This window comes from Rhodanobacter sp. G2-10, from assembly GCF_055809185.1.
The window spans coordinates 1,042,456-1,069,422 of record NZ_CM147900.1 but is presented as its reverse complement, the minus strand read 5'-3'; the positions used below and the strand labels follow the sequence as shown (position 1 = coordinate 1,069,422).

The following is a 26,967-nucleotide window of genomic DNA, read 5'->3' as shown; positions in this document are numbered from 1 at the left end:
AGGTCCACGATTCGAGCAAAATCAATTTGCGGGATCCGGGATGGGAGGTCGGGGGCGCAAAGCTCTTGGCTCTTGCGAATCCCGAATCCCGATTCCCGAATCCCGTAACTCACTTGACCTCTTCCAGGTCGATGTTGATGGCGAGCGAGCGGATTTCCTTCACCAGCACATTGAAGGACTCCGGCATGCCCGCCGACATCTCGTGGTTGCCGTCGACGATGTTCTTGTACATCTGGTTGCGGCCCTGCACGTCATCGGACTTCACCGTCAGCATTTCCTGCAGGGTGTAGGCCGCGCCGTAGGCTTCCAGCGCCCAGACTTCCATTTCGCCGAAGCGCTGGCCGCCGAACTGCGCCTTGCCGCCCAATGGCTGCTGGGTGACCAGCGAGTACGGACCGGTGGAGCGCGCATGCATCTTGTCGTCGACCAGATGGTTGAGCTTCAGGTAATGCATGTAGCCCACGGTGACCGGACGATCGAATGCCTCGCCGGTGCGGCCGTCGTACAGCGTGGTCTGGCCCGACTCCGGCAGATCCGCCAGCTTCAGCATCGCCTTGATCTCGGTCTCCTCGGCACCGTCGAACACCGGCGTCGCCATCGGCACGCCTTCCTGCAGGTTGGTGGCGAGCGCAAGGATCTCCTTGTCGGTGAGTGACTTCAGGTCGACGTGCTGCACGGCACCGGCCACGTGCGTGTTGTAGATCTGGTCGAGGAACTTGCGGATCTCGACCACCTTCTCCTGCGCTTCGAGCATCTTCTGGATCTTCTTGCCCAGGCCCTTGGCGGCCCAGCCCAGATGGACTTCCAGGATCTGCCCGATGTTCATGCGCGAAGGCACGCCCAGCGGGTTCAGCACGATATCGACCGGCACACCGTCGGCGGAATACGGCATGTCTTCCACCGGCACCACGTTCGACACCACGCCCTTGTTGCCGTGGCGGCCAGCCATCTTGTCACCGGGCTGGATGCGGCGCTTCACGGCCAGGAACACCTTGACCATCTTCAGCACGCCCGGAGCGAGGTCGTCGCCCTGGGTGATCTTGGCCTGCTTCTCCTTGAAGCGCTTGTCGAACTCTTCCTTGTGGCGCTTGATCTGGTCGGCAGCGCGCTCGAGGAACTCGGTGACGTCCTCGTCCTTCACGTTGACCTTGAACCAGTCGTCCTTCTTCAGGCCATCCAGGTAGGCATCGGTGATCTCGGCGCCACGCTTCAACCCACCCGGACCGCTCTGGGCGGTCTTGCCGACCAACTGGATGCGCATGCGGCTGTAGATCGCGCCTTCGAGGATGCGGAACTGGTCATCCAGATCCTTCCGGACCCGCTTGACCTCGGTCTCCTCGATCTGGCGCGCACGCTTGTCCTTCTCGATGCCGTCGCGGGTGAACACCTGCACGTCGATGACGGTGCCGTCCATGCCCGGCGGCACGCGCAGCGAGCTGTCCTTCACGTCGGACGCCTTCTCGCCGAAGATCGCGCGCAGCAGCTTCTCTTCCGGCGTCAGCTGGCTCTCGCCCTTGGGCGTGACCTTGCCGACCATGATGTCGCCGGCCTTCACTTCCGCACCGATGTAGACGATGCCGGATTCGTCCAGGCGCGCCAGCGCCTGTTCGCCCACGTTCGGGATGTCGGCGGTGATTTCCTCGGCGCCCAGCTTGGTGTCGCGCGCGATGCACGACAGCTCCTCGATGTGGATCGAGGTGTAGCGATCTTCCTGCACAACCCGCTCGGAGAGCAGGATCGAGTCTTCGAAGTTGTAGCCGTTCCACGGCATGAACGCGATCAGCATGTTCTGGCCGAGCGCGAGCTCGCCCAGGTCGGTCGACGAACCGTCGGCCAGCGTGTCGCCTTTCTCCACCACATCACCGACGTTCACCAGCGGACGCTGGTTGAGGTTGGTGTTCTGGTTGGAACGGGTGTACTTGGTCAGCGTGTAGATGTCGACGCCAGCGTCGTTGTCACCGACCTCGTCCTCGTTCACACGCACCACGATACGCGCCGCATCGACCTGCTCGATCTCGCCGCCACGCTTGGCACTGACGATGACACCGGAGTCACGCGCCACTGCGCGCTCGATGCCGGTGCCCACCAGCGGAGTCTGCGAACGCAGGGTCGGCACGGCCTGACGCTGCATGTTCGCGCCCATCAGTGCGCGGTTCGCATCATCGTGCTCGAGGAACGGCACCAGCGCCGCCGCGACCGACACGGTCTGCATCGGCGAGACGTCCATGTAGTCCACTTCGGACGCCGGGCGCAGCTCGGATTCGCCGCGGAAACGGCAGGACACGAAGTCCTCCAGGAACGCGCCGTGCTTGTCCAGCGGCGAGTTCGCCTGGGCGATCACGTGATCGCCTTCCTCGATCGCCGACAGGTAATCGACCTTGTCGGTCACCTTGCTGTTGGCCACCTTGCGATATGGCGTCTCCAGGAAGCCATACGAGTTGGTGCGCGCATACACGGCGAGCGAGTTGATCAGGCCGATGTTCGGACCTTCCGGCGTTTCGATGGTGCAGACGCGACCGTAATGGGTCGGATGCACGTCGCGCACCTCGAAGCCGGCACGCTCGCGGGTCAAGCCACCTGGCCCAAGTGCCGACACGCGGCGCTTGTGGGTCACTTCCGACAGCGGATTGTTCTGATCCATGAACTGGGACAGCTGCGAGGAGCCGAAGAACTCCTTCACCGCCGCCGCCACCGGCTTGGCGTTGATCAGATCCTGCGGGGTCAGGCCATCGGCCTCGGCCAGCGACAGACGCTCGCGCACCGCACGCTCCACGCGCACCAGACCGATGCGGAAGGTGTTTTCGGCCATTTCACCGACCGAGCGAACGCGACGGTTGCCCAGGTGATCGATGTCGTCGACGGTGCCATGACCGTTCTTGATGTCGATCAGCACCTTCAGCACGTCGAGGATGTCGGAAGTCTCGCCCTGCTCCTGGACCAGGAGCTGCGAAGCCTCTTCCTTGCGCTCGGAGAAATACTTGTGGTCATACAGCACGCCCGGACCGAGAATTTCCTTGCGGCCCACGCGTCGGTTGAACTTCATCCGACCCACGGCCGACAGGTCGTAGCGATCGAAGGTGAAGAACAGGTTGAAGAACAGGTTCTGCGCCGCATCCTTGGTCGGCGGCTCGCCCGGGCGCATCATGCGATAGATTTCAACCAGCGCCTCCAGCGGCGTCTTGGTGTTGTCGATGCGCAGGGTGTGCGAAATGTACGCGCCGCGGTCCAGATCGTTGACGTACAGCGTCGGCAGAGTCTCGATACCGGCCTTGCGGAACGCTTCCATCTGCTCTTCGGTGATCTCGTCGTTGGCCGAGGCCAGCAGTTCACCGGTGCCCGGGTCGACGATGTCGGTCGCCAGGATGCGGCCGATCGGGTAATCGTCCGGCACTTCCAGCGCGCTGATGTCCTCGGCCGCAAGCTGGCGCACATGGCGCGCGGTGATGCGCTTGCCAGCCTCGACCAGCACCTTGCCGCCGATCGCCAGATCAAAGCTCAGCGTTTCGCCGCGCAGGCGCTCGGCCACCAGCTCCAGCGTGGTGCCACCCTTCTTGCCCAGGTGGAACACGTTGTGCTCGAAGAAGATCGCCAGCATTTCCTCGTCGGTGTAGCCCAGCGCACGCAGCAGCACGGTCACCGGCAGTTTGCGGCGACGGTCGATGCGGGTGTAGAGCGCGTCCTTCGGGTCGAACTCGAAGTCCAGCCAGGAACCGCGGTAAGGAATCACGCGGGCGGAGAACAGCAGTTTGCCGGAGCTGTGCGTCTTGCCGCGGTCGTGGTCGAAAAACACGCCCGGCGAACGGTGCAGCTGCGACACGATCACGCGCTCGGTGCCGTTGACGATGAAGGTGCCGGTGTCGGTCATGAGCGGAATCTCGCCCATGTAGACCTCCTGCTCCTTGATGTACTTGACCACCTTCTTCGATGCCGGGCTGTCCTTGTCATAGATGACCAGGCGCACGGTCGTACGCAGCGGCGCACCGTAGGTCATGCCGCGACTGCGGCACTCGCGTTCGTCGAACGCCGGCTCGCCGAGGCGATAATCGACATATTCCAGTGCAGCATTGCCCGAGTAGCTGGAGATCGGGAACACCGACTTCAACGCGGCATGCAGGCCTTTCTCGGCGCGCTGTTTGGGCGCGACATGCTCCTGCAGGAACTCCCGATAGGAGTCGGTCTGGATGGTCAGCAGGTTCGGCACGTCCAGGACGGGCGGACGCTTGCCAAAGTCCTTGCGGATGCGTTTCTTCTCGGTAAACGAGTAGGCCATGATCGGTAGCGCCTCGGTTCGCAGTGACGCCGGTGGTGCACACACCGGCTAAATGGAAAGAAATCTGGGAGTCGGGAATCGAGAATCGGGAATCGTCGAAAACGGCGCCGGGGCGCTGTCACTGCAATTCCCGATTCTCCATTCCCCATTCACGTACAACGGGCAAAGCCCGGGAGCTTTCGCTCCCAGGCTTGCTTGACATCAGGTCGAAGCGGCGGCGTACAAACGCCGATTACTTCAATTCGACAGTGGCGCCGGCAGCCTCGAGTTCCTTCTTGAACTTCTCGGCATCTTCCTTCGTCACGCCTTCCTTCAGGACGCCACCAGCCTCGGTGAGATCCTTGGCTTCCTTCAGGCCCAGGCCGGTGATGGCGCGGACGGCCTTGATCACGTCGACCTTCTTGGCGCCGCAGTTCTTCAGCACGACGTCAAACTCGGTCTGCGCCTCGGCAGCCGGAGCAGCAGCGGCCGGGCCGGCAACGGCAACCGGGGCAGCGGCGGTCACGCCAAACTTCTCTTCGATGGCCTTCACCAGGTCCATCACTTCCATCAGCGACTTCGAGGCGACGGATTCAACGATCTGTTCGTTGGTCAGGGACATTGCATTTACCTCTGGATGTAATTCGGTTCGGTTTGTTTAAGACGAAAGCAATCAGGCAGGTTCGGCTTCAGCCGGGGCTTCCGCGGCGACTTCGCCACCACCCTGCTGATCGGCCACCGCCTTGATGACACGCGCAAACATGGCGGCCGGCTCGGCCAGCACGCGGGCCAGCATCGACAGTGCCTGTTCGCGGGTCGGCAGCGCCGCCAGCACGTCGACATGCGACGCCGGCAACAACTTGCCTTCCACCGAGACGATTTTTGCCTGCAGTTTGTCGTTGCTCTTGGCAAATTCCTTGATCAGACGCCCGGCAGCGCCGGGTTCTTCCGTCGAGAATGCGTACAGCAGCGGACCGACGAGGGCGTCCTTGACGACCTCGAACTCGGTGCCCGCCACAGCGCGCGACGCCAGCGTGTTCTTGACAACTCGCAAGTACACACCGGATTCGCGAGCCTGCTTGCGCATCGCGGTCATCTGTTCGACCGTGGTGCCCGCATACTCGGCAGCGACCAGGGAGTGAGCCTTCGCGGCGACTTCTGCCAGTTCTGCGACTACTTCTTGCTTCTGAGACAGATTGAGAGCCATTGCACTCCTCCAAATGAACTCCGCTTGCGGCTCCTGCCGCTTGCGGTCCTGGGCGACGCCTTCCGTGACGTCGGGGGCACGTCGTGCCCCGGGTGTTGGCCTTTCCAGAACAAATCGAACCATTCCAGTCGGGGCAGCACCATCTACGCTGGCCGGATACCGGAGCATCCGATTAAGCGACCTCGTTGGCGACGCGGCGATTCCCTGCCAATACTTCAAGCTCCCTGCCCGTCGTCATCGCGCGCTGGTCACGCCCGCGGTCTTTGACAGCCATCCCGACCTGAAACGCGGGCCGGGACTGCCCTCAAAAACTGCCCGCCCCGGCATGACGCCGAGACGGGGCTTGAGTCTTACTTGGCGGCGATGGTCAGCGACGAGGTATCGACGGCAACGCCGACGCCCATCGTGCTGGACAAAGCTACTTTCTGCAGAAACTGACCCTTCGCCGAGGCCGGCTTGGCCTTGAGCAGGTCGGCAATCAGCGTATTGAGGTTTTCCGCCAGTTGGGAGGCCTCGAAGCTGGCCTTGCCGATGGTGGCGTGGATGATGCCCGCCTTGTCGTTGCGGAACTTCACCTGACCGGCCTTGGCATTGGTCACCGCGGTGGCGACGTCGGCCGTGACCGAGCCGTCCTTCGGGTTCGGCATCAGGCCGCGCGGGCCCAGCAGCTGGCCGAGCTTGCCCACCACGCGCATCGCGTCCGGCGTGGCGATCACGCGACCGAAATCCAGATCGCCGCCCTGCATGCGCTCGGCCAGGTCATCCATGCCGACGGCGTCGGCACCAGCAGCCTTGGCTGCCTCGGCCTTCTCGCCCGGCGGACAGAACACCGCAACCTTGACCGTCTTGCCGGTGCCATGCGGCAGCAGCGACGAGCCACGCACGCCCTGGTCGGACTTCTTCGCGTCGATGCCCAGACGCACGGCCACGTCCACCGACTCGGGGAACTTCGCCTTGGCGTTGTCCTTGACGATCTTGAGGGCTTCCTCCAGGCCGTAGAACTTGCCCGGTTCAACGGCAGCCTGGGCCGCCTTCATGCGCTTCGTGATCTTTGCCATGTTCTCAGCCCTCCACCGTCAAACCCATGCTGCGGGCGCTACCGGCAATGGTGCGCACCGCGGCGTCCAGATCGGCAGCCGTCAGATCCGGCTCCTTCTGCTTGGCGATATCTTCCAGCTGCTTGCGGGTGACCTTGCCGACCTTGTCGGTATTGGGCTTGGACGAACCCTTGCTGGTGCCGGTAGCCTTCTTCAGCAGAATGGTGGCGGGCGGCGTCTTGGTGATGAAGGTGAAACTGCGATCGGAATACGCGGTGATGATGGTCGGAATCGGCAGGCCCGGCTCCAGCTTCTGCGTGGCGGCATTGAACGCCTTGCAGAACTCCATGATGTTCAGACCGCGCTGACCGAGCGCCGGACCAACCGGCGGCGACGGGTTGGCCTGACCAGCCTTGACCTGCAGTTTGATGTAACCGACAACTTTCTTTGCCATGGGGATTTTCCTCGCGAGTGCAGGCGCCTTGCGGCTCCTCGCTGTTCACCGGTCCGTGGATGGAAGGAAGGATCAGCTTCGTGCCGATCCTGAAACGCGGACACGCCGGATCATGGAAAGATCCAGCGTGAACCGCGCAGTGTAGAGATTGATCTGGTTTTTAGCAAGTGCCGTGCCAGTAATGGCATCGATGCAAAATCACAATGCAGGGTGGTTGGCCTGGTGGGCCGAGCCCCCTCTCCAACCCTCCCCCGCGAGCGGGGGAGAGGGCGAAGGTGCCGAGCGGGAGTGGCCCGATCGAACCCTCCGTCAACTCAGGCTTTTTCGACCTGACCGAACTCCAGTTCTACGGGGGTGGAGCGACCGAAGATCAGCACCGCCACGCGCAAGCGACTCTTCTCGTAATTGACTTCCTCGACCACGCCGTTGAAATCGTTGAACGGGCCTTCGGTGACACGCACCATCTCGCCTGGCTCGAACAGCACCTTGGGCTTGGGCTTTTCCACGCCCTCGCGGACGCGGCTGAGAATGGCCTCCGCTTCGCTGTCCTTGATCGGCAGCGGCTTGTCGGCGGTGCCGCCGATGAACCCCATCACCTTCGGGGTTTCCTTGATCAGATGCCAGCACTCATCGTCGATGCGCGGCGCCTTGCCCTCGGTATTGGCCTCGATCTGTACCAGCACGTAACCGGGGAAGAACTTGCGATCGCTGCGGCGCTTCTGGCCACCGCGCATCTCGATCACTTCCTCGGTCGGGACCAGCACTTCGCCGAATTTTTCTTCCATCTCGGCGCGCTTGATGCGCTCCTCGAGAGAACGCTTCACCTGATTCTCGAAGCCCGAGTAGGCGTGCACCACATACCAACGCTTGCTCATGCTCACCTCAACCACCCAGCTTCAACAGCCAGTCGAGTATGACCGACTTCAGGATCAAGTCGATCAAACCCAGCAGTAACGACAGAATGATCACCACCAGGATGATCACGCCGGTCGTCTTGATTGTCTCGTCACGCGTGGGCCAGACCACCTTGCGCATCTCGAACTGCGACTCGGCCAGGAAGTTCCTGACCCGGCGTCCGAGGGCAGTGAAAGCAGCAATGGCCAGCGCCACCACCAATGCCACCACCACACCCAGGAGGCGCATCGAAGCGGGAATGGTTCCATCCCGGCCGAACCAGGAGTACGCAAAGATGCCCGCCGCCAGCACCAGCAAAGCCAGTGTCAGCTTGCCGATGTCGCCAGCGTTGGTGCCCTTGGGCTGTTCTGCCTTGGTATTCATGCGCGGTATTCGGGTGTCAGCAGCATGCCGTACCTTGCGGCCGACCCTGCCATCGTCACCCGTATGGATCCTCGGGGAAGTGGCACGCCAGGAGGGACTTGAACCCCCAACCTGCGGTTTTGGAGACCGCTGCTCTGCCAATTGAGCTACTGGCGTAGGAAACGAAAATTGGGAATGGAGAACCGGGAATGGTAACCGATCAGAGCATACAGCGCTCTGCCCTAACCATTTCCGATTCCCGATTCCCGATTTCCGGCTTGTTACTTGATGACCTTGGCCACCACGCCGGCGCCGACGGTGCGGCCGCCTTCGCGGATGGCGAAACGCAGGCCTTCGTCCATCGCGATCGGATGGATCAGGCTCACCGCCATCTTCACGTTGTCGCCCGGCATCACCATTTCCACGCCTTCCGGCAGGGTCACCGCACCGGTCACGTCGGTGGTGCGGAAGTAGAACTGCGGACGATAGCCCTTGAAGAACGGCGTATGACGGCCACCCTCGTCCTTCGACAGCACATACACCTCGGCCTCGAAGTCGGTGTGCGGGGTGATCGTGCCCGGCTTGGCCAGCACCTGGCCGCGCTCCACGTCGTCACGCTTCAGGCCGCGCAGCAGCAGACCGGCGTTGTCGCCCGCCTGACCCTGGTCCAGCAGCTTGCGGAACATCTCCACGCCGGTGACCGTGGTCTTCTGCGTGTCGCGGATGCCGATCACTTCGATTTCGTCGCCGACCTTGATGATGCCGCGCTCGATACGACCGGTCACCACCGTGCCGCGGCCCGAGATCGAGAACACGTCTTCCACCGGCATCAGGAACGGCTTGTCCACGGTGCGCACCGGCTCCGGGATGTACGTGTCCAGCGCTTCCACCAGCTTGATGATCGACGGCACGCCGATCTCGCTCTGGTCGCCTTCCAGCGCCTTCAGCGCCGAACCGTGCACGATCGGGGTGTCGTCGCCCGGGAAGTCGTACTTCGACAGCAGTTCGCGCACTTCCATCTCGACCAGCTCGAGCAGCTCGGCGTCGTCCACCATGTCCGCCTTGTTCAGGTAGACCACGATGTACGGCACGCCGACCTGACGGCTCAGCAGGATGTGCTCGCGCGTCTGCGGCATCGGGCCGTCCGCGGCCGAGCACACCAGGATCGCGCCGTCCATCTGCGCCGCGCCGGTGATCATGTTCTTCACATAGTCGGCATGGCCCGGGCAGTCGACGTGCGCGTAGTGACGCGTCGGCGACTCGTATTCGACGTGCGAGGTCGAGATCGTGATACCGCGCGCCTTCTCTTCCGGCGCACGATCGATCGCGCTGTAGTCCTTGAACTCACCGCCAAAACGCTCTGCACCCACCTTCGTCAGCGCGGCCGTCAGCGTCGTCTTGCCGTGATCCACGTGACCAATCGTGCCGACGTTGACGTGCGGCTTGGTGCGTTCGAATTTACCCTTTGCCATGCGCGTTAAACCCCGATGGAGTCAATCAATTAAAGGAAACTTCCCGTTGCCGGGCCGGCCATGACGGCCGAATGGATGGTGCTCATGACAGGAATCGAACCTGTGACCTCTTCCTTACCAAGGAAGTGCTCTACCGACTGAGCTACATGAGCGGAAACTGGTGGATCAACAGCAGCTGACACTTGCAGCGCAATGGAGCGGAAGGCGGGAATCGAACCCGCGTAATCAGTTTGGAAAACTGATGTTCTACCATTGAACTACTCCCGCTTGTGAGGAGCTATTGCGTTCGCGCCACTTTCGCGTCGCGGGTGTTGCTTCGGTGTTGCCTTGTTGCTTGAAACGCTTGTTGCTTGAAACGATGGTGGAGGGAGGTGGATTCGAACCACCGAAGGCGTAAGCCAGCAGATTTACAGTCTGCCCCCGTTGGCCGCTTGGGTATCCCTCCGAATTTTCTCAAAATCTGCGTGTTGCCTGATACCTGCGCCCGGGAGGTGGATGACTCCGGGCATCCTGCCCTTCGCCCCTTCGGGGCCAGCCCTGCGGGCTGTTCAAATTCGTTCCAGACGAATTTGTCGAACCACCGAAGGCGTAAGCCAGCAGATTTACAGTCTGCCCCCGTTGGCCGCTTGGGTATCCCTCCGAATTTTTCAGACTGCGTCGCTGTTTCGTGACCTCCAAACTGGCAGGTGCGCGAGACCTTGCTTCGGACTTCCGTGAAACTTGTTGGTGTACCTCCGCCGCGGGGATATTCCTGCAGCAAAGAACGCGTATTTTCACTGTCGGGTGGCACTACTGTCAACACCTGAGACGCACGGAACAGCACGCTTCGCACTGAAAGTCATGTGCGACCCGAGCGTGCACGCCGCTGGCGAGACTACCCGGTGATCATTGTGATCCGGTGAAGCGTCCGGCTGAACGCGCGTTGTCCGCCAGAAATCGAGGTGGCACACCGCGATGCCACGCACGATAACGAAAGATCAATAGTCCGCCCACACCATTTCGACAAGTGATCGGCTGTCCTGCCCCGTCATTGACTTCACGGAGCCACGCTTGCCGACGTCTTGCAACAACGCGCCCTACTCCTCACCAGGGCCGGAGGCGGGTCCGGCGCAACAGTCGCGCGACCCCTGGCTGGACAATGCCCGTTTCGGCCTCATTTCCCTCGTGGTGTTCGGACACCTGCTGGAACCGCTGCTCGCAAGACATCCCGGCCTCGCCGCCGCTTACCGTGCCATCTACGCGTTCCACATGCCTGCGTTCGCCTTCCTCTCCGGCGCGGTGGCCAGCGCGCGCATGGATCGTCGACTGGTCAAGAGCGTACTGTTCCGATTGTTGCTGCCCTATCTGATATTCCAAGGGCTGTATGGGCTTGCCTCCGAATGGCGGGGTTGGCCCGATGACGGTCCACATGGCATCACCACCCCGTACTGGCTGCTGTGGTACTTGCTCAGCCTGGCCTGCTGGCGATTATCGCTTCCCTTGTTCGCCCGATTGCGTGGCCGTATCTGGGTCGCCGTGGCCATCGCACTGGCCGCGGGTTGCAGCTCGCACATTGGCTACTATCTGTCCCTGTCGCGCACCCTGGTGTTCCTTCCCATATTTCTGCTTGGCTGGCAGCAGGCGCACCGCTGGCGGCAGTCCGCCGACGTTCGGGGCGCGCGCTGGCTGGCACTGGCGATTCTGCTTGCGCTGCTCTGCGCCGGCTACATCAGCCAACTCGACCCGCGCTGGCTGTATGGAAGCTATGACTACGCGGCCCTTGGCGCCTCGTCGCTGCACGGGGCCGCGCTGCGACTCCTGCTGATTGCGTGCTCGATGGCCGGCACCTGGGCCTTCCTGACACTGGTTCCACGCCGCCGGATGACCTGGTCCACGTTAGGCGCGCGTAGCCTGGGGGCCTATCTGCTGCAAGGGTTCCTGATCAACCTGGCGATCGGTGCGGGCGCGTTCGCCGTGCTTCGCCAAATGCCACGCCCGACGCTGGCGCCACTGCTGCTGGCCGGTGCCGCCGCGATGGCTGCCGTGCTGTCGACCCGACAGGTGCACCGCATGCTGGCGCCCATTACCGCGCCGCGCTGGCTGGAACGTCGACTCTGACGCCCGCCTGCCTCCAGAACTTGCGAAGCGGCGGTTCAGGTTCACGGCTTCGCCGAAACCAGCACCTCGTTCTCCATTTCCCTGGAAAGGTTCACCAATCGGTGCGCCAGAGCCTGCAGGCGGCGATCCTCCTCGTCCCGTGGCTGCCACGCCGGCACCGGCGTCGGCTTGCCGTCGGGGGCGTCCAGCGCCACGAATACCATCACGCAACTGGTCGCGAGGCGTTCTTCGCCCTTGCGCAGATTGCGCGCCATGACGTCCACCGCCAGGTGGATGCTGCTGGTGCCGGTATGGATCACGCGCGCCCGCACCGTCACCAAGTCGCCGATCAGGATCGGCGCCACGAACTGGATGCCACTGACCGAGGCGGTAACGCAGTAAGCGCCACTCCAGCCCACCGCACAGGCGTAGCCGGCCTGATCGATCCATTTCATCGCCATGCCACCGTGCACCTTGCCGCCGAAGTTCACGTCAGTGGGCTGGGCCAGAAAGCGGAAGGTTACTTCGTGTTGTTGTCCGGGCATGAATCGGATCCATTGGCGCAAGGCTGGAGCCACGATTATGCCCGGGCCGACCGATCCTGTTCGTCCATCGGGTCCCGCGATACGCCTGAAAACACTGGTTGTACGGTCTTCAAGGCGTCTCCAGCGGATCGTCGCTGTAGATCGCCACATGCGGCACACCGTCCGCGCCGATCCAGCCGCGGTACATGCCCAGGGTGTTGAACGGCATCGCCACGCTGCCATCGGCGCCGAGGATGATCGCGCCGCCGTCGCCGCCAAGCTGCGGGATCTCGTCATTGATGACCGCTTGTCCGGCCTGCTGCGCGGTTTCCTTCAGCATGGCCATGCGCAGGCAGATCTCGCGGGCGGCCGAAACTCGGATGTAGTACTCGCCCCAGCCGGTACCGGACACCGCGCAGGCCACGTTGGCATAGGTACCCGCACCGATGATCGGCGAATCGCCGACGCGGCCGTAGCGCTTATCGGTCATGCCGCCGGTCGAGGTCGCCGCGGCCAGCCGCCCCTCGCTGTCCCGCGCCAGCGCACCGACCGTGCCGAAGTGCTTCAACCCTGCCAGCCGCGCGCCCAGCTTCTCGCCGGCGGCGTCTTCCGTGCGCGCTTTCTGCAACTCCTCCCAGCGCTTGTCCGTGCGGAAATACCGCGGATCGACCAGCTTGAAACCCTGTTCGACGGCAAAGGTCTCGGCGCCATCGCCGACCATCATCACGTGCGGCGAATGCTCCATCACCGCGCGCGCCAGCAGCACCGGATTGCGCACGCGATGCACCTCGGCCACGGCGCCGGCGGCCAGCGTCGAGCCGTCCATGATCGAGGCGTCCAGCTCGTTCTTGCCGTCATGGGTGAACACCGCGCCGCGGCCGGCGTTGAACAGTGGATCGTCCTCCAGCACGGTGATCGCGGCGGTGACCGCATCCAGCGCCGGCTTGCCCGCCTTGAGTTCAGCGTAGCCATGGCGCAGCGCCAGTTCGAGCGCGGCGCGCGCCTGTGCTTCGATCTGTGGCGTCATGCCGGCCCGCTCCACCCCGGCGCCACCATGAATCACCAGCAGCGGCTTCACCTCGCCGTGCAGATCCAGCTGGCCGTCGCGCACGTCGGCAACGGTCTCGAACACCGGATGCTGCACGCCGAAGTTGCGCATATCGATCCGGCTTTGCGTACCGATCCCGGTCACCCGGACCCCGCGATAGTCCAACGCCTTGCCAGGCTTGATTCGCGACGGCAGCCCGTTCGGACGGACCAGCCAGGCGAAGCCGTTGTTCAAGGTGAACAGGCGGCCCTGGCCGTTGCCGTCAACGCACAGGGCCGCATCCTGATCCACGCCCAGGCCAACCACGTCGGGATGGCCCTGTTGCCGCAGCCGGGCGACAAATGCAATCAGCCGGCCGAGTCGTCCGCGCGCATGGAAATGGGTGTCGGTGATCACGTGCTGCAGATTCGGCATGTGCAGAAAGCCGTCAACCAGGGTGACCGCCTTGCCCAGAGGATCAGCCAGGGCATCCTTCGACACGATGCTGCCCCCGTCCAGCGCGCCGTAGGCAAAGCCGCCGAGGATCGCCAGCCCCGCACTGGTCCCGCCGATCGGCTTGCCTTGAGCCACGTGCTGGTCGAGCAGCGTGTTCAACGGCGTGCCTTTCCAGAACCGCACGTAATTGGCCTGATCGCCGCCGGCAATGAAAATGCCGTCGGCGCGACGCACGATCTCCAGCACCCGTGGATCGCTGGCGGCCGCACGGCTATGGAACACCAGCGTCTGCACCGAGGCCACGCCGCCGACGTCGTCGTAGAGTTCCTTCTGCATGTCGTCCGCGCCGGACGCACGCAGGATCAGAAAGTGCCCGTGCCCGCCCCTGGCGGCAAACCAGGCAAACGCCTGATGTGGCCATTCACCACCGCCCATCAGCATCAGCGCCGGCTCGGTGTCGCCCGGACGCGCCGTGCCGGGGTCGCCGATCTGGTAGTACTCGTAGCCAACCCGCGCGCTGCCCGCATCCGACGACTTTGCCGTGGCGCTGCTGGCGCCAAACACCAGGGTACAGGCCAGCATGCGGAGCACCTGCCGCAGATTGCTGCGGCATGGCTTGAAGAGATTCATCGGTCGATACCCCCGGTGGTTGTGGCATGGGCACCCGCCGAATGGCGGCCGCACAGTCATTGTTCGGGACGAACCGGCAGCACTTATCCCCCACCCGGATGCGAGCTGTGCTTCCAACCCGGATTGGCGCTAAGGTCACCGTCGTGGACGACTCCCTCGACAGCTGGTTTGCCCGCGAAATCCTCGTGCACGAAGGTGCGCTGGTGCGCTATCTGCTGCGCAGCTGGTTTCGGCGCGAGGAAATCCACGACCTGCGTCAGGAAGTCTACGTGCGCGTCTACGAGGCAGCGGCAAAGGCACGGCCGACGATGCCGAAGTCGTTCATGTTCACCACCGCCCGCCACCTGATGACCGATCGGCTGCGCCGCGAGCGCGTCGTTTCGATCGAGGCCGTGGGTGATATCGACGCGCTGAACGTCTTGATAGACGAGGACACGCCGGACCGACGCCTGGGCGCGCATCAGGAACTGAAGCGGCTCACCGAAGCTTTCGACCGCCTGCCCGATCGCTGCCGCGAAGTAGTCTGGCTGCGTCGAGTCGAGGAGCTGTCGCAAAAGGAAGTCGCTGCACGCATGGGCATCAGCGAAAAAACAGTCGAGAAACAGATCGCCAAGGGCGCGCGCCTGATCGCGAAATATTTTTACGGCGAAGCACACACGTATCGAAACGACCAGGGAGGCCTGCGGGACACCGCATTCGGGAACGGACATGGCCAGCAGCAGGGAGATTGAACAGACCGCCGCGACCTGGCTTGCCAGGCGCGATGGTGCCGATTGGACCGACCGCGACCAGCAACGGCTGGACGCGTGGCTGGGCGCATCCGTGGCACATCGCGTTGCGTTCATCCGGCTCGAAGCCGCCTGGCAGCAAAGTGGCCGCTTGAAGGCGCTTGGCGCAGGCCAGCATGCCAGCGGGACGCCTGTTCGTGGCAGTTGGACCCCGCCCCGATCCGGCAGCGTCGACGCGGCAGTGCGAATGCCTCGTCACGCACCTTCGGTCAGCTTCGCCAGGCGCTCGCGCCGGCACGTCAGCGACAGCCACCGCACGTCGTCGCGACGGACCTTCCCGGGACTGGCCGTCGCCGCTCTCCTGGCACTGACGGTGACCCTGGCAATGGGCTGGCATCACTACACCGCGGTAGAACAGGCATCCTATCGCACCGCTATCGGCGACCTGCAGGAAGTGCCGCTGACTGACGGCTCCACGGCCACCTTGAGCAGCAACAGCAGCATGGTGGTGACCATCTCCCGCAATGAACGCCATGTCGACCTGCAACAGGGCGAGGTGTTCTTCGTGGTGGCCAAGGATTCCGCCCGACCGTTTGTGGTCAGTGCTGGAGGGCGTCAGGTAACTGCTGTCGGCACCCGCTTCTCGGTCCGTCGCGACGCGGCCGACCTGCGGGTGGTGGTTACCCAGGGCCTGGTGCGGCTGGAATCGAATCCGCGCCCCGGGCAACCTGGCCACTCCACCACCCTGCTGCCGGCCGGGAGCGTGGCGTTGGCCAGCGACAGCGGCGTGGTGGTGCACTTCGGATCGATCGAGCAGGCCAGGGAGCATCTGAACTGGCGTAACGGCTTCGTCAGCTTTCACGACACGCCGCTGGCCATGGCCGTCGCAGAATTCAATCGCTACAACACGGGCAAGATCGTGATCGGCGACGCGCAGGTCGGCGCCATGCGCGTGGGCGGCAATTTCCGCTGGTCCAACACCGATGCGTTCGTGAGGCTGCTGGTTCAGGGTTTCCCGATCAAGGCAAACCGGACCGGCGACACTGTCGTGCTGACGCGGCGCTGATTCAGGCGGATTGAATTCCGAACGGGGGGATTTGTCGTTCTGGTTCGTCTCGACAGGAACGGGGCGCATATCGTGTGCGCCTGCAAGGGGAGAGGAAACCATGACCCGTTCGCTACGACGCGCGCTGTTGATCCTGGCTTGTTCAGTCCCGGCCATGGCAGTCGCACAAGCGCCATCAGCCCGCCAGATAGATATCCCCGCCGGCGACCTGGTCACCGCGCTGGACGCCCTGGCGAATCAGTCAGGCGCTCAGTTCATTTATCAGGCCGATCAGCTCCGCGGAGTGCGTACGCCTGGCGTACACGGCGTGATGTCGACCGACGACGCACTCGGACGGCTGCTTGCGGGCAGTGGTTTCAGGGTGCATCGCGATGACTCCGGCGCGGTCGTCATCGTCAAGGCAACTAACCCCCCGCCTGGACCGGTCGCGCCTGCCGGCAACCGCAGCTCGTCGGCCGCCGACCCGCAGGAGGCCACCAAGCTGGAAGAAGTCCAGGTGACCGGCTCGCGCATCCCGCGCGCGCAGATCGAAGGGCCCGCTCCGGTCACCGTGATCACCGCGAACGAAATCAAGTCCAGCGGTTTCGCCAGCGTGCCGGACGTGATGCGCGCGATCACCCAGAACAGCGGCGAGACGCAGAGCCAGCAATCGGCCAGCGGCGCCGACTTTTCGCCCGGCGCCGAAGAAGTGGACCTGCGCGGCCTCGGCCCCAATCACACCCTGGTGCTGGTCAACGGTCGCCGCATCGCCGACTTCCCGCTGCCGTTCAAGGGCCGCAGCAACTTCACCGATATCTCCAACATCCCGATCGGCATGATCGACCGCATCGAGGTGCTCACCGGCAGCGCCTCGGCGGTATACGGCTCCGATGCGATTTCCGGCGTGGTCAATTTCATCCTCAAGCAGCATGCCGACGGCACCACCATCGACCTGCGGTATGGCGACACCACCCGCGGCGGCGGCGCGTCGACCAAGCTGAACTTCTCCACCGGCTTTTCCCACAACGACTTCAACCTGGTATTCGGCGCCGAGCTGCTTGACCAGAAGCCGCTGTGGGCCTACCAGCGCAAGATCCAGGACTCCACCGCCGATGCGCCCACCGCTCGTTCGCAGGTGCCGCGGCGGGCCTTCCTCAACTACGACGAAAACGTCGATTACATCGATCCGGGTCAGGCCACCTGTGATGCCTTGGCGTATCTCAATGGCGGCACGACCGTCTATGCCAACCGGCCCCGCTACGGATATTTCTGCGGCAGCGCCGAATCGATCGGCTACGGCACCATCCTCAGTCAGCGGCGCGGCATCAACACCTATACGTCGGCCAACCTGAAGATCAACGACACCCTGTCGTGGTTCGGCGACATGCAGCTGGGTTACAGCAAGGTCGAACTGTTCCGCGATGTCGAGCAATGGAACTACCAGCAAGCTGACGGCAACGAGGACGGCTATTTCTACAACGCGCACAGCGGCATGATCGAGAACTGGTACCGCCAGTTTTCCCCGGAAGAGATGGGCGGCCTCGGCCGCGGGATGATCGAGAACACGCAGAAGACCTTCAGCCTGACCACCGGATTCAAGGGCACGTTCGGACAGGCCTGGGACTACGAGGCCTCGCTGAGCCACTCGCAATACAAGGCGCTGATCAGTTGGCCGCAGACGATCGCGGCGAAGGCCAATGATCTTTATCTCGGTCCGCAACTGGGTGTCGATCCCGGCAGCGGCCTGCCGATTTTCGATGCCGATCCGGTCCGCCTGTACACGCCGCTTACCCGCAGCGAGTACGACTCGATCACCGCGCGTACCAACTATCACCCGGAATCGCGCAGCGACACGCTGGCATTCACGCTGACCAATACCGAACTGTTCACCTTGCCGGCCGGGCCGGCCGGTTTTGCCGGCGTGGTCGAATACGGCAACCAGGCCTACGACCTCAAACCCGACCCGCTGGCCACCCAGTATTACTACTACAGCTGGAAGGATTCGGCGGGTCGCGGCAAGCGCAATCGCTGGGCAACCGCCGGCGAGCTGCGGTTGCCCTTGCTGGACTCGCTCAACCTCAGCCTGGCCGGGCGCTACGACCAGTATCGATTTGCCGACCACCAGACCGGCAAGCTGACCTACAGCACCGGTCTGGAGTGGCGCCCGATCGACACCTTGCTGCTGCGCGGCTCCTACGGCACTGCGTTCCGCGCGCCGGACCTGCATTACGTCTTCGCCGGCATCGGCAACGATGAAACCTCGGGCAACGACTACTACCGCTGCCGCACCGAAGAGCCCAACGAAGACATCACCGACTGTTCGTACTCCGACGAAGGCCTGATCCGCACCCGTCAGGGCAACCGCGACCTGGACTCGGAAACCAGCACCTCGTGGACCGCTGGCTTCGTCTGGTCGCCGGCCCCGAACCTGGACTTGTCGGTCGACTACTTCAACATCCGCATGCGCAACCAGGTGCAGGATCTCAGCACCGACCGCATCCTGCAGCTGGAAGCGAATTGCAGGATCGGTACCGACGTCAATGGCAACCCGGTCGATCCGAATTCGCCCAGCTGCATCGACGCCATCGCGCGGGTCAATCGCTACCCGACAGACAGCACGGTGGACCCGGGCGGCCTGTACGGAATCTTCGTCAATCCGATCAACGTGGCCAACGAGCGCACCAGCGGCATCGATGTCAGCGCGCACTACAAGCTGGAAACCGCGATCGGCACGTTCAGCCTTGCCGGCAACTACACCTGGACGCGCAACCACTTGTTCCAGCAGTACCCCGGTGACCCCACCGTGGACGAACTGGCGGTCAACAGCGGCTTCGACATCCCGCGGGAAAAGACCAGCGCCAGCGTGTCGTGGGAGCGCGAGGCATGGTCAGCCACCCTCTTCGGCACCCGCCTGGGTCGCCTGCCGAACTCGTGGTCGTACGACCAAGTCGTCGACACCTCGGCCGGCGATCCCGCCTGGGTCCACGCCACCTACCGCTACAACGCCACGCTGCAATACAAGTTCAACGACCATGCCCGGTTGTCGCTGGCGGTGGACAACCTTTTCGACAAGATGCCACCACGCGACCCGACCTACACTTCGTATCCGTACTACGACATCTCGTGGTTCGATGCAGCCGGACGCAGCTACTTCGTGCAATTCACCTACAAGCTCGGTGGCAGCCCGCTGTAAGCATGCCGGATGCGACGCCCTTCGCCGTCAACGGACGAAGGGTCGCGTGTCCATCGACTGCTACACATTGAACAGGAAGTGCAGCACGTCGCCGTCCTTGACGACATATTCCTTGCCTTCCTTGCGCAGACGGCCCGCCGCGGCGGCGCCGGCTTCGCCCTTGTACTGGATGAAGTCGTCGTAGCCAACCGTTTCGGCGCGGATGAAGCCGCGTTCGAAGTCGGTATGGATCACGCCGGCCGCCTGCGGCGCGGTAGCCCCGCGCTTCACCTGCCAGGCGCGCACCTCCTTCACGCCGGCGGTGAAATAAGTCTGCAAATCGAGCAGCTTGTAGCCGGCGCGGATCACGCGGTTCAGACCGGGCTCGTCCAGGCCCATGTCCTTCAGGAACTCGTCGCGGTCGGCATCGTCCAGCTGCGCCAGCTCTTCCTCGATCGAGGCGCACACCGGCACCACCTCGGCGCCCTCGGTGGCCGCGCGGGCGCGCACGGCATCCAGCAGCGGGTTGTTCTCGAACCCGTCATCCGGCACGTTGGCGATGTACATCAGCGGCTTCAGGGTAAGCAGGAACAGGTCGCGCACCAGCGCCCTCTCCTCTTCGTCCAGGCCGAGGCTGCGCGCCGACCTGCCTTCGTTGAGGCCGGCGGCAAGCTTCTGCAGCACCGGCTTCTTCGCTATCGCTTCCTTGTCGTTGGCCTTGGCTGCACGCTCGGCGCGGTTCAGCGCCTTGTCCACCGACTCCAGATCGGCCAGCGCCAGCTCAGTGTCGATCGTCTCGATGTCGGCAATCGGATCGACCTTGCCGGCGACATGGATCACGTCGCCCTCGAAACAGCGCACCACGTGGGCGATCGCGTCGACCTCACGGATGTGCGCCAGGAACTTGTTGCCCAAGCCCTCGCCTTTCGATGCACCTGCGACCAGACCGGCGATATCCACGAATTCCACGGCAGTGGGGATCACCTTCTGCGGATTGACGATCGCCGCCAGCGCATTCAGGCGCGGATCGGGCACCGGCACCACGCCCACATTCGGCTCGATCGTGCAGAACGGAAAATTCGCCGCCGCGATGCCGGCCTTGGTCAGCGCATTGAACAGGGTGGACTTGCCGACATTGGGCAAACCGACGATGCCGCATTTGATGCCCATGGTTTCAGATCCGGGAATGGGGATTGGGGAATGGAGAATGGGGAAAACAACGCGGTATCGGAATCGTCACCGATTCCCTATTCCCGATTCTCCGCCGTATGTAACTGCTGCATCGCCTTCTCGAACTGGCCATCCACCGCCAGCGGCAGCACGTCCAGTGCGCGGCCGATGCCGTCGACGATTGCGTCCTCGTCCTGCGCGGATGGTCGGCCCAACACCCACGGGGTGACCCGGTCGCGATGACCGGGATGGCCGATGCCTACGCGCAGGCGATGAAACTTGCCGTGGCCCAGGTGACCCACGATGTCGCGCAGGCCGTTCTGGCCTCCGTGGCCACCGTCGAACTTCAGGCGCACGGTTCCCGGTGGCAGGTCCAGGTCATCATGTGCGACCAGGCACTGTTCCGGTTCGATCTTGTAGTAGCGCAGCGCCGAAACCAGCGCGATGCCACTCTTGTTCATGAAGGTGGCCGGCTTGAGCAACCAGACCGGCTCGCCGCCGATGCGCACGCGACAACTCTCGCCATGCAGCTTGCCATCGAAGGCAAAACGCTCGCCCTGACCGCTGGCCAGGGCATCCACTAGCCAGAACCCGGCATTGTGCCGGGTTCTGAGGTATTCGGCACCGGGGTTGCCCAGTCCGACGATGAGTCGCAAACCAGCCATGCGGACAAGCAGCAGGGACGACCCGCGCCCGTCGTGGACGCGGGTCGTCGCGGCTTACTTCTTGTCTTCCTTCGCGGCCGGCGCCGCTGCTGCCGGGGCAGCCTCTTCTTCCGCCGGAGTCTCTTCGACTTCTTCCTGCACGGTGTTGGCCGTAACCACCGGGATGTCGTGGCCTTCGCCCAGGTGCAGCGCGACGACTTCCACGTTCGGCGGCAGCTTCAGCTCCGACAGGTGGATGATGTCGCCCGGCTTCAGGTCGGTCAGATCGAGCTCGATGGCTTCGGGCAGATCCTTGGGCAGGCAGGAGATCTCGACTTCAGTCAGGTTCTGCGACACAACCACACCGGAAGTCTTGGCGGCCGGCGACTTCTCCTTGTTCAGGAAGTGCAGCGGCACGCTGACGCGGATGGTCTCGTTCTCGTTGATGCGCAGGAAATCCATGTGCATCATCAGCTGCTTGAACGGATGCTTCTGCCAGTCACGCACCAGCACCTTCTGCACCGCGCCATCGACATTGAGGTTGATGATGGAGGAGAAGAACGATTCGTTCTTGGCCGCGAGCAGGATGGTGTTGTGCTCGATCTGGATGCTTTCCGGGGCCTTGCCCGCGCCGTAGACAACGGCCGGCACGAAGCTCGCACGACGCAGGCGGCGGCTCGCACCTTTCCCCTCGTCCTTGCGGCTCTGCGCCTTGATTTCGACATTCTTGGACATTTCGTTTCACTACCTTGGTGGGTGTTTGCCGCCTCGCGGCGGCTTGGGTAACTTCCCCGCGACCAGGGAAGTTGTGTTGTAACGGGATTCGGGATTGGGGATTCACCTGTACCGATGCCGGCGCATTTGCAAATCCCCAAACCCCAATCCCGGCACTCAATCTACATACAGCGAACTCACCGACTCGCCAAAGGCGATGCGGCGAATGGTTTCCGCCAGCAACTCGGCGACCGAGAGCTGGCGAATCCTGGCGCAGGCCAGTGCTTCGGGACGCAGCGGCAGGGTATTGGTGACTACCAGCTGGTCGAGCTGGGAGCCTTCGATATTGCTGATCGCCGCGCCCGACAACACCGGATGCACGCAGTAGGCGACCACCTTGCGGGCGCCACGCTCCTTCAGTGCCGCGGCGGCCGCACACAAGGTGCCGGCGGTATCGACGATATCGTCGACCATCACGCAGGTCTTGCCCTCGACGTCACCGATGATGTTCATCACGGTGGACACGTTGGCACGCGGACGGCGCTTGTCGATGATCGCCAGCTCGGCATCATCCAGCCGCTTTGCAATCGCGCGTGCACGCACCACACCGCCAACGTCGGGGCTGACCACGATCAGGTCTTCCATGCTGTAACTGCGCCAGATGTCGGCCAGCAGCACCGGCGAGGCATACACATTGTCGACCGGAATATCGAAAAAGCCCTGGATCTGGTCGGCATGCAGATCCACCGTCAGCACCCGATCCACCCCTGCGGCGCCAATCATGCTGGCGGCCAGCTTGGCCGTGATCGGCACCCGCGCCGAGCGCGGCCGGCGATCCTGCCGGGCGTAGCCGAAGTACGGGATCACGGCAGTGACGCTGGCCACCGAAGCGCGCTTGAGCGCATCGGTCAACGCCAGCAGCTCGAACAGGTTGACCGCGCTCGGTGCGCCGGTCGGCTGGATCACGAACACTTCCTGCCGGCGAACGTTTTCCTCGATCTCGATCTGCACCTCGCCGTCGCTGAACGTACCGACCAGGGCCTTGCCCAGCGGCACGCTCAGGCGGTGGCCAACATCTTCGGCCAGCGCACGATGGGCGTTACCGGTAAACAGCATCATCGGTGCAGGCGTATCCACTAGAACTACCTCAGAAACTCAGCCAGCTGAATCAATGGCTGGGGCGGCAGGATTCGAACCTGCGTATGCGGGAATCAAAATCCCGTGCCTTAACCGGACTTGGCGACGCCCCAGTATTTGTGTATTCGGTGACGCTTGTATCGCTCAACTTCCACGCTGTCGCGCCAGCGCGTCGTGCAACGGTGACACATCCACGCCGCTGGCCACATAGGCGTCGAATGCCGCCGGGCAACGATCCGCCACGGCGTGCGCCCGCGCCAGCGATCGCAGCTCCAGAAACACGCAACCACCGCTGCCGGACAGTCGCGCCTCGCCGAAACGGCCCAGCCAGTCCAGCGCATCGGCCACCCGCGGGTAGCGCGCGCGCACCACCGGCTGGAAGGCATTCTCGGCTGTTTCGCCCGAAGCAAAGGACGAAATTGTCGCCCGCTGGGCATTTCGTGTCAATTCAGACGCTTGAAAAAGTGCCCCGGTCGGCACCGATTCCCGCGGATCGAGCACCACGTAGCGCCGCGGCGGCAGCCGCATCGGGCTGAGCCGCTCGCCAACACCTTCGGCCCAGGCGGAGCGCCCGCGCACGAAGACCGGCACGTCGGCGCCCAGCTGGCGCCCCAGCCCGGCCAGGGTGTCCTCATCCAGGTCGAGGCGCCACAGCCAGTTGAGCGCCACCAGCACCGTGGCCGCATCGGAACTGCCACCCCCCAGCCCGCCGCCCATCGGGATGCGCTTGGTGACCTCGATATCCGCGCCCGCCTCGCAGCCGGTGTGCTGCTGCAACAGCCGGGCTGCCCGCACGACCAGATCTTCCTGCTCGGTCACGCCGTCTGCGCCGCGAAATCGCCGGACTTCGCCGCCTGCACGTACGCGCAGGCGAACCTCGTCACCCCAGTCCAGCAGGCGAAACACGGTCTGCAGTTCGTGATAGCCATCATCGCGGCGCCCGAGGATGCGCAGGAACAGATTCAGCTTGGCCGGTGCCGGCCAGCTGGTCCATTCGTCGCGTGCCGGGGGCACCAAGGTCCGACTCATGAACACGCGCAGCTGATCGGGAAAGCCATGTTCGCGATCACGTTGCCGCGCATGGGCGAACGCCGGATCGTTCTTGTTGACCGTGACAAAACCGTGCCGCGCGTAGAACGGGGCATTCCAGGGCACATCGGCCAGCGTCCCCAGGTCCACGCGGCGATAGCCCGACTCGCGCGCCCAGGCGCAAGCGTGCTCCAGCAAGGCTGCGCCGATGCCGCGTTGGCCATGCGCGGGCAACACGTCGATCTCGGCGATGCCGATGGCGTCGCCGCCAAGCTCGACATCCAGCCAGATGAAACCCACCGGTTCACCGGAGCCGTCCTCATCCGATACTTCCCGGGCGACCCAGACCAGGCCACGGTCGATCGCCTGCCGCAACAGGTCCGGCGGCATCGACACGGCGGCATAACAGGGCCATGCCGGATGTCCGCGAAAGAGCTGCACCGCCTCGCGTTCGATAGCGTGCAGGGCGTCGACATGGCTGGGCCGGGCGCTTTCAATCTTGATGGGCATGATCAGGGCGAACTCTGCGCGCGGGCGGCGCCGCCAACGGGGCGCCAAGCCTAACCCAAGCGCGCCGGCTTACTGAAACTGCCAGGATTCGATCGACAGGCGCACCTTGTACGGTGGCTTCGCCGCGTACACCTTGGTGGGCAGCGGCGGCTGGCGGTCCTCGTCCCAGGCGCGGTAGTCGACCGACCAGCCATCTTGCTGCAGCAGCGAGGGCAGCCGGTTGTTGCCGAATCTGAGCACGGCCGGCCCGCCATCGGCACGCAAACCCAGCACCCACGCGCGCAGATCACCCAACGGAACCTCCCAGCCCAGCGCCTTGCGCATCAGCGCCTCCGCATCGGGCCCGCGCAGCGGCCCCCCATCCAGACCTTCGAGCAAGGCTCCGTCCGGGCCGCCGCTGAGACGGAAACTCTTGCCGGTGATCGGGGCGCGCAACACGAAGTCGTAGTGGTCGCCGTTCTGGGTCCAGCTGAAGCTGCCGCTGCCGCCATCATGTCCGTCGGACACGCCGAGCCGGCCCTGCAGCGCCCAGTGATCCGCCCCGGAAAGTGCCTGTTCTCGCGCCCGTTGCGCATCGAGCAGCGCGGCATCGCCCTTCATGCGTACTGCCGGCACGCACGCGGCCAGCAGCAATGGCAACGCCACGGCGAGAAGTCGCCAGGATCTGTTGTTCATGGGCGAAGCCGCTTCAGCGTGTCCTGCAGGCTGACGCTGTGCGGGTCGAGCTTGCGCACTTCATCGAAAATCCTCTGCGCATCCTGCACCCGACCCTGCTTCCACAGCACCTCACCCAGGTGGACACCGACATCCGCATCCTTGCGCGCGAGCCAGGCGGTCTTCAGCGTTTGCGCGGCCTGATCCAGATGGCCAAGCCGATACTGCAGCCAGCCCCAGGAATCCGCGATCGCCGGATCATGGGGTTTCGCGGCCCGGGCCGCCTGCAACAATTTCTTCGCCTCGGGCAGGTCACGGTTGGCGTCGGCCAGGGTGTAGCCAAGCGCGTTGCTCGCATCGATATCCCCCGGCTTGATCTTCAGCAGGTGCTGGAAATCCTTCACCGCCGCGTCGATCCGGCCTGCCTCGGCATAGGCCAGGCCGCGGCCGTAGAGCAGCCCCGGATCGTCAGGCATGACCTGCAACGCGCGACTGAACGCGGTTTCGGCCTTGGCGTAGTTCTTTTCACGCAGATACAGCTCGGCATCGGCCTGCCATGCCTGACGCAGTTGCGCGGGTTGGTCGAGAGAGTCGATCTGCAGCTGCTCCAGCAACTGATGTGCTTCCTTGCGCTTGCCCTGGGCATGCAGGATCAAGGCCGAGCGCAGGTCAGCATCGAAAGCGTGTGGATCCGCGTCCCCGACCTGCCGGTACCAGTCCAATGCCTGCTCCCCGAGCTGCTGCATCTCGGCCAGCTGACCCAGCAGATAAGTGCTGTGCTCCCGCACCTGCGACGGCGCCTTTTGCAACTCGCGATACAACGCCGCCAACGTCTTCATGTCCTTGTGCCGAGCCGCCAACGCAGCACGCATCGCGTAGGTGTCCGGATCCTGGGAGCCATGCGCGAGCAGCCGCAAGGCGGCTTCGTCATCTCCCGACTCACTGAGCATGCTGGCGTAGGCCAACCGCAAATGGGTGTTTTTCGGAGCCTTGGCCAGCGCCTTGCGCAACAAGGTCTGCGCGCCCGGACGATCGCCATCCTTGAATTTCATCTGGGCTGCCCAGGCATAGGTCTCCGCACTCTGGAAACGCTGCACCGCGGCTTCGGCAATCTGCATGGCATAGGCGTGGCGACCCAGTTTGTCGCCCAGCTCGCTCATCGCCAGCCAGGCCTGCGGGTCCGCCGGCAGGCGCTGCGGCGTGGCCAATGCCTCCAGCAGGCGCGCCGCCTGGGCCTGGTCACGCGCCCCCAGCAGCACGCGACCGAACTGCCTCCATGCGTCCTTGTCGCCCGTGCCGATGAGACGCTCCAACTGGCGCCTGGCCTCGTCCGTGTTGCCCTGGTCGAGGGCCAGTTCGGCCCGTGCCCGAGCGATTTCGGCCGGTTTCGCGCCCAGCTTCTGCCAGCGATCCAGCGCTCGTTTGGCGGCATCGTTGTTGTGAACCGCAATCGCCAGTCCGGCGGCCCGCTCGGCGACCTTCGGATCCAGGCTCAGCGCCATTGCCTTGTCGTAATGGGCGGATGCGCCTTCCAGGTCGGTGCGCCCGAGCGCCATTTCGCCGGCAAGCAACTGCGCCAGCAAGTCGTGTTCGGCATCCGGTGTCGCGACCGTCATCCGGGCGAGCGGTTGCGCCGTGACTGGTGCCGCTGGGCGCGACGGTACTGCGGCGCAAGCGCTCATCACGAGCACCAGCGCCGCCAGTGCCGTAAAATGCCGCAGTTGCTTGAACTTGAGCGACCCGCTCCGCACACTGTTCTTCATCTATCTGCCTGT

Annotated in this window: 21 protein-coding genes, 5 tRNA genes and 1 pseudogene; 4 read left to right on the top strand and 23 right to left on the bottom strand. The window is 63.9% G+C overall.

What is annotated here, in order from left to right; genetic code table 11:
- Positions 1 to 109 precede the first annotated feature (109 nt).
- From rpoB to AC0L58_RS04700, 12 genes are all read right to left on the bottom strand, one after another.
- Positions 110 to 4,273 carry a DNA-directed RNA polymerase subunit beta gene (gene rpoB / locus AC0L58_RS04755; protein ID WP_473688576.1) on the bottom strand — a complete coding sequence of 1,388 codons (4,164 nt, stop codon included), beginning with the start codon at positions 4,271 to 4,273 and terminating at the stop codon, positions 110 to 112.
- Between the two features lie 229 nt (positions 4,274 to 4,502).
- Entirely contained in the window at positions 4,503 to 4,871 is a 369-nt protein-coding gene (gene rplL, locus AC0L58_RS04750; protein WP_473687184.1) for a 50S ribosomal protein L7/L12, read from the bottom strand.
- 51 nt (positions 4,872 to 4,922) lie between these two features.
- A complete protein-coding gene (gene rplJ, locus AC0L58_RS04745) occupies positions 4,923 to 5,456 on the bottom strand; it encodes a 50S ribosomal protein L10 (protein ID WP_473688574.1) in 534 nt (177 codons plus the stop codon).
- 350 nt (positions 5,457 to 5,806) lie between these two features.
- Positions 5,807 to 6,514: a 50S ribosomal protein L1 gene (gene rplA / locus AC0L58_RS04740; RefSeq protein WP_473687182.1), complete on the bottom strand. Its 708-nt coding sequence runs from the start codon at positions 6,512 to 6,514 to the stop codon at positions 5,807 to 5,809.
- A 4-nt stretch (positions 6,515 to 6,518) separates the two neighbouring features.
- Complete coding sequence (gene rplK, locus AC0L58_RS04735) at positions 6,519 to 6,947, bottom strand: 50S ribosomal protein L11 (protein WP_473687180.1); 429 nt, start codon at positions 6,945 to 6,947, stop codon at positions 6,519 to 6,521.
- 314 nt (positions 6,948 to 7,261) lie between these two features.
- Entirely contained in the window at positions 7,262 to 7,822 is a 561-nt protein-coding gene (nusG, locus tag AC0L58_RS04730; RefSeq protein WP_473687178.1) for a transcription termination/antitermination protein NusG, read from the bottom strand.
- Positions 7,823 to 7,829: 7 nt separating this feature from the next.
- Complete coding sequence (secE, locus tag AC0L58_RS04725) at positions 7,830 to 8,225, bottom strand: preprotein translocase subunit SecE (protein ID WP_473687176.1); 396 nt, start codon at positions 8,223 to 8,225, stop codon at positions 7,830 to 7,832.
- Between the two features lie 80 nt (positions 8,226 to 8,305).
- Positions 8,306 to 8,381: transfer RNA gene (locus AC0L58_RS04720), tRNA-Trp, on the bottom strand.
- Between the two features lie 104 nt (positions 8,382 to 8,485).
- Positions 8,486 to 9,676 (bottom strand): elongation factor Tu, encoded by a 1,191-nt coding sequence (gene tuf / locus AC0L58_RS04715; RefSeq protein ID WP_473687174.1) that lies wholly within the window; start codon positions 9,674 to 9,676, stop codon positions 8,486 to 8,488.
- A 76-nt stretch (positions 9,677 to 9,752) separates the two neighbouring features.
- Positions 9,753 to 9,828 (bottom strand) — tRNA-Thr (locus tag AC0L58_RS04710).
- A 41-nt stretch (positions 9,829 to 9,869) separates the two neighbouring features.
- Positions 9,870 to 9,943 (bottom strand) — tRNA-Gly (locus AC0L58_RS04705).
- Positions 9,944 to 10,035: 92 nt separating this feature from the next.
- Positions 10,036 to 10,121: transfer RNA gene (locus AC0L58_RS04700), tRNA-Tyr, on the bottom strand.
- A gap of 605 nt (positions 10,122 to 10,726) precedes the next feature.
- Between AC0L58_RS04700 and AC0L58_RS04695 the strand changes: the two genes are divergently transcribed.
- The gene (locus AC0L58_RS04695) at positions 10,727 to 11,773 is read left to right on the top strand and encodes an acyltransferase family protein (protein WP_473687172.1); all 1,047 of its coding nucleotides are present in this window, start codon (positions 10,727 to 10,729) and stop codon (positions 11,771 to 11,773) included.
- A 41-nt stretch (positions 11,774 to 11,814) separates the two neighbouring features.
- On the opposite strand, the gene AC0L58_RS04690 is transcribed toward AC0L58_RS04695, so the two are convergent.
- From AC0L58_RS04690 to AC0L58_RS04680, 3 genes and pseudogenes are all read right to left on the bottom strand, one after another.
- Positions 11,815 to 12,297: an acyl-CoA thioesterase gene (locus tag AC0L58_RS04690; protein ID WP_473687170.1), complete on the bottom strand. Its 483-nt coding sequence runs from the start codon at positions 12,295 to 12,297 to the stop codon at positions 11,815 to 11,817.
- 109 nt (positions 12,298 to 12,406) lie between these two features.
- Positions 12,407 to 13,408, bottom strand: coding sequence for an isoaspartyl peptidase/L-asparaginase family protein (locus tag AC0L58_RS04685; RefSeq protein ID WP_473688572.1), 1,002 nt, complete (start codon positions 13,406 to 13,408; stop codon positions 12,407 to 12,409).
- Positions 13,409 to 13,855: 447 nt separating this feature from the next.
- A pseudogene (locus AC0L58_RS04680) lies at positions 13,856 to 14,095 on the bottom strand (Type 1 glutamine amidotransferase-like domain-containing protein); the annotation flags it as partial.
- 437 nt (positions 14,096 to 14,532) lie between these two features.
- On the opposite strand from AC0L58_RS04680, the gene AC0L58_RS04675 reads away from it, so the two are divergent.
- The 3 genes from AC0L58_RS04675 to AC0L58_RS04665 all read left to right on the top strand — a co-directional run bounded on the left by AC0L58_RS04675 (position 14,533) and on the right by AC0L58_RS04665 (position 19,355).
- Complete coding sequence (locus tag AC0L58_RS04675) at positions 14,533 to 15,120, top strand: RNA polymerase sigma factor (RefSeq protein WP_473688570.1); 588 nt, start codon at positions 14,533 to 14,535, stop codon at positions 15,118 to 15,120.
- Complete coding sequence (locus AC0L58_RS04670; RefSeq protein ID WP_473687168.1) at positions 15,098 to 16,183, top strand: FecR family protein; 1,086 nt, start codon at positions 15,098 to 15,100, stop codon at positions 16,181 to 16,183. Before AC0L58_RS04675 ends, AC0L58_RS04670 begins: the two co-directional genes overlap by 23 nt.
- A gap of 100 nt (positions 16,184 to 16,283) precedes the next feature.
- On the top strand, positions 16,284 to 19,355 hold the full coding sequence (locus AC0L58_RS04665; RefSeq protein ID WP_473687166.1) for a TonB-dependent receptor: 3,072 nt from the start codon (positions 16,284 to 16,286) through the stop codon (positions 19,353 to 19,355).
- 60 nt (positions 19,356 to 19,415) lie between these two features.
- Here the strand turns inward: AC0L58_RS04665 and ychF are convergent, their stop codons facing one another.
- From ychF to AC0L58_RS04625, 8 genes are all read right to left on the bottom strand, one after another.
- The gene (gene ychF, locus AC0L58_RS04660) at positions 19,416 to 20,504 is read right to left on the bottom strand and encodes a redox-regulated ATPase YchF (RefSeq protein WP_473687164.1); all 1,089 of its coding nucleotides are present in this window, start codon (positions 20,502 to 20,504) and stop codon (positions 19,416 to 19,418) included.
- A 77-nt stretch (positions 20,505 to 20,581) separates the two neighbouring features.
- On the bottom strand, positions 20,582 to 21,169 hold the full coding sequence (gene pth / locus AC0L58_RS04655) for an aminoacyl-tRNA hydrolase (protein ID WP_473687162.1): 588 nt from the start codon (positions 21,167 to 21,169) through the stop codon (positions 20,582 to 20,584).
- 54 nt (positions 21,170 to 21,223) lie between these two features.
- On the bottom strand, positions 21,224 to 21,883 hold the full coding sequence (locus AC0L58_RS04650) for a 50S ribosomal protein L25/general stress protein Ctc (protein WP_473687160.1): 660 nt from the start codon (positions 21,881 to 21,883) through the stop codon (positions 21,224 to 21,226).
- Between the two features lie 156 nt (positions 21,884 to 22,039).
- On the bottom strand, positions 22,040 to 22,981 hold the full coding sequence (locus AC0L58_RS04645) for a ribose-phosphate diphosphokinase (RefSeq protein ID WP_473688568.1): 942 nt from the start codon (positions 22,979 to 22,981) through the stop codon (positions 22,040 to 22,042).
- A gap of 53 nt (positions 22,982 to 23,034) precedes the next feature.
- Positions 23,035 to 23,112: transfer RNA gene (locus tag AC0L58_RS04640), tRNA-Gln, on the bottom strand.
- Between the two features lie 31 nt (positions 23,113 to 23,143).
- A complete protein-coding gene (gene ispE / locus AC0L58_RS04635) occupies positions 23,144 to 24,538 on the bottom strand; it encodes a 4-(cytidine 5'-diphospho)-2-C-methyl-D-erythritol kinase (protein WP_473687158.1) in 1,395 nt (464 codons plus the stop codon).
- A 69-nt stretch (positions 24,539 to 24,607) separates the two neighbouring features.
- Positions 24,608 to 25,213 (bottom strand): lipoprotein insertase outer membrane protein LolB, encoded by a 606-nt coding sequence (gene lolB / locus AC0L58_RS04630; RefSeq protein WP_473687156.1) that lies wholly within the window; start codon positions 25,211 to 25,213, stop codon positions 24,608 to 24,610.
- The gene (locus AC0L58_RS04625; protein ID WP_473687154.1) at positions 25,210 to 26,955 is read right to left on the bottom strand and encodes a tetratricopeptide repeat protein; all 1,746 of its coding nucleotides are present in this window, start codon (positions 26,953 to 26,955) and stop codon (positions 25,210 to 25,212) included. Before AC0L58_RS04625 ends, lolB begins: the two co-directional genes overlap by 4 nt.
- Positions 26,956 to 26,967: the final 12 nt, after the last annotated feature.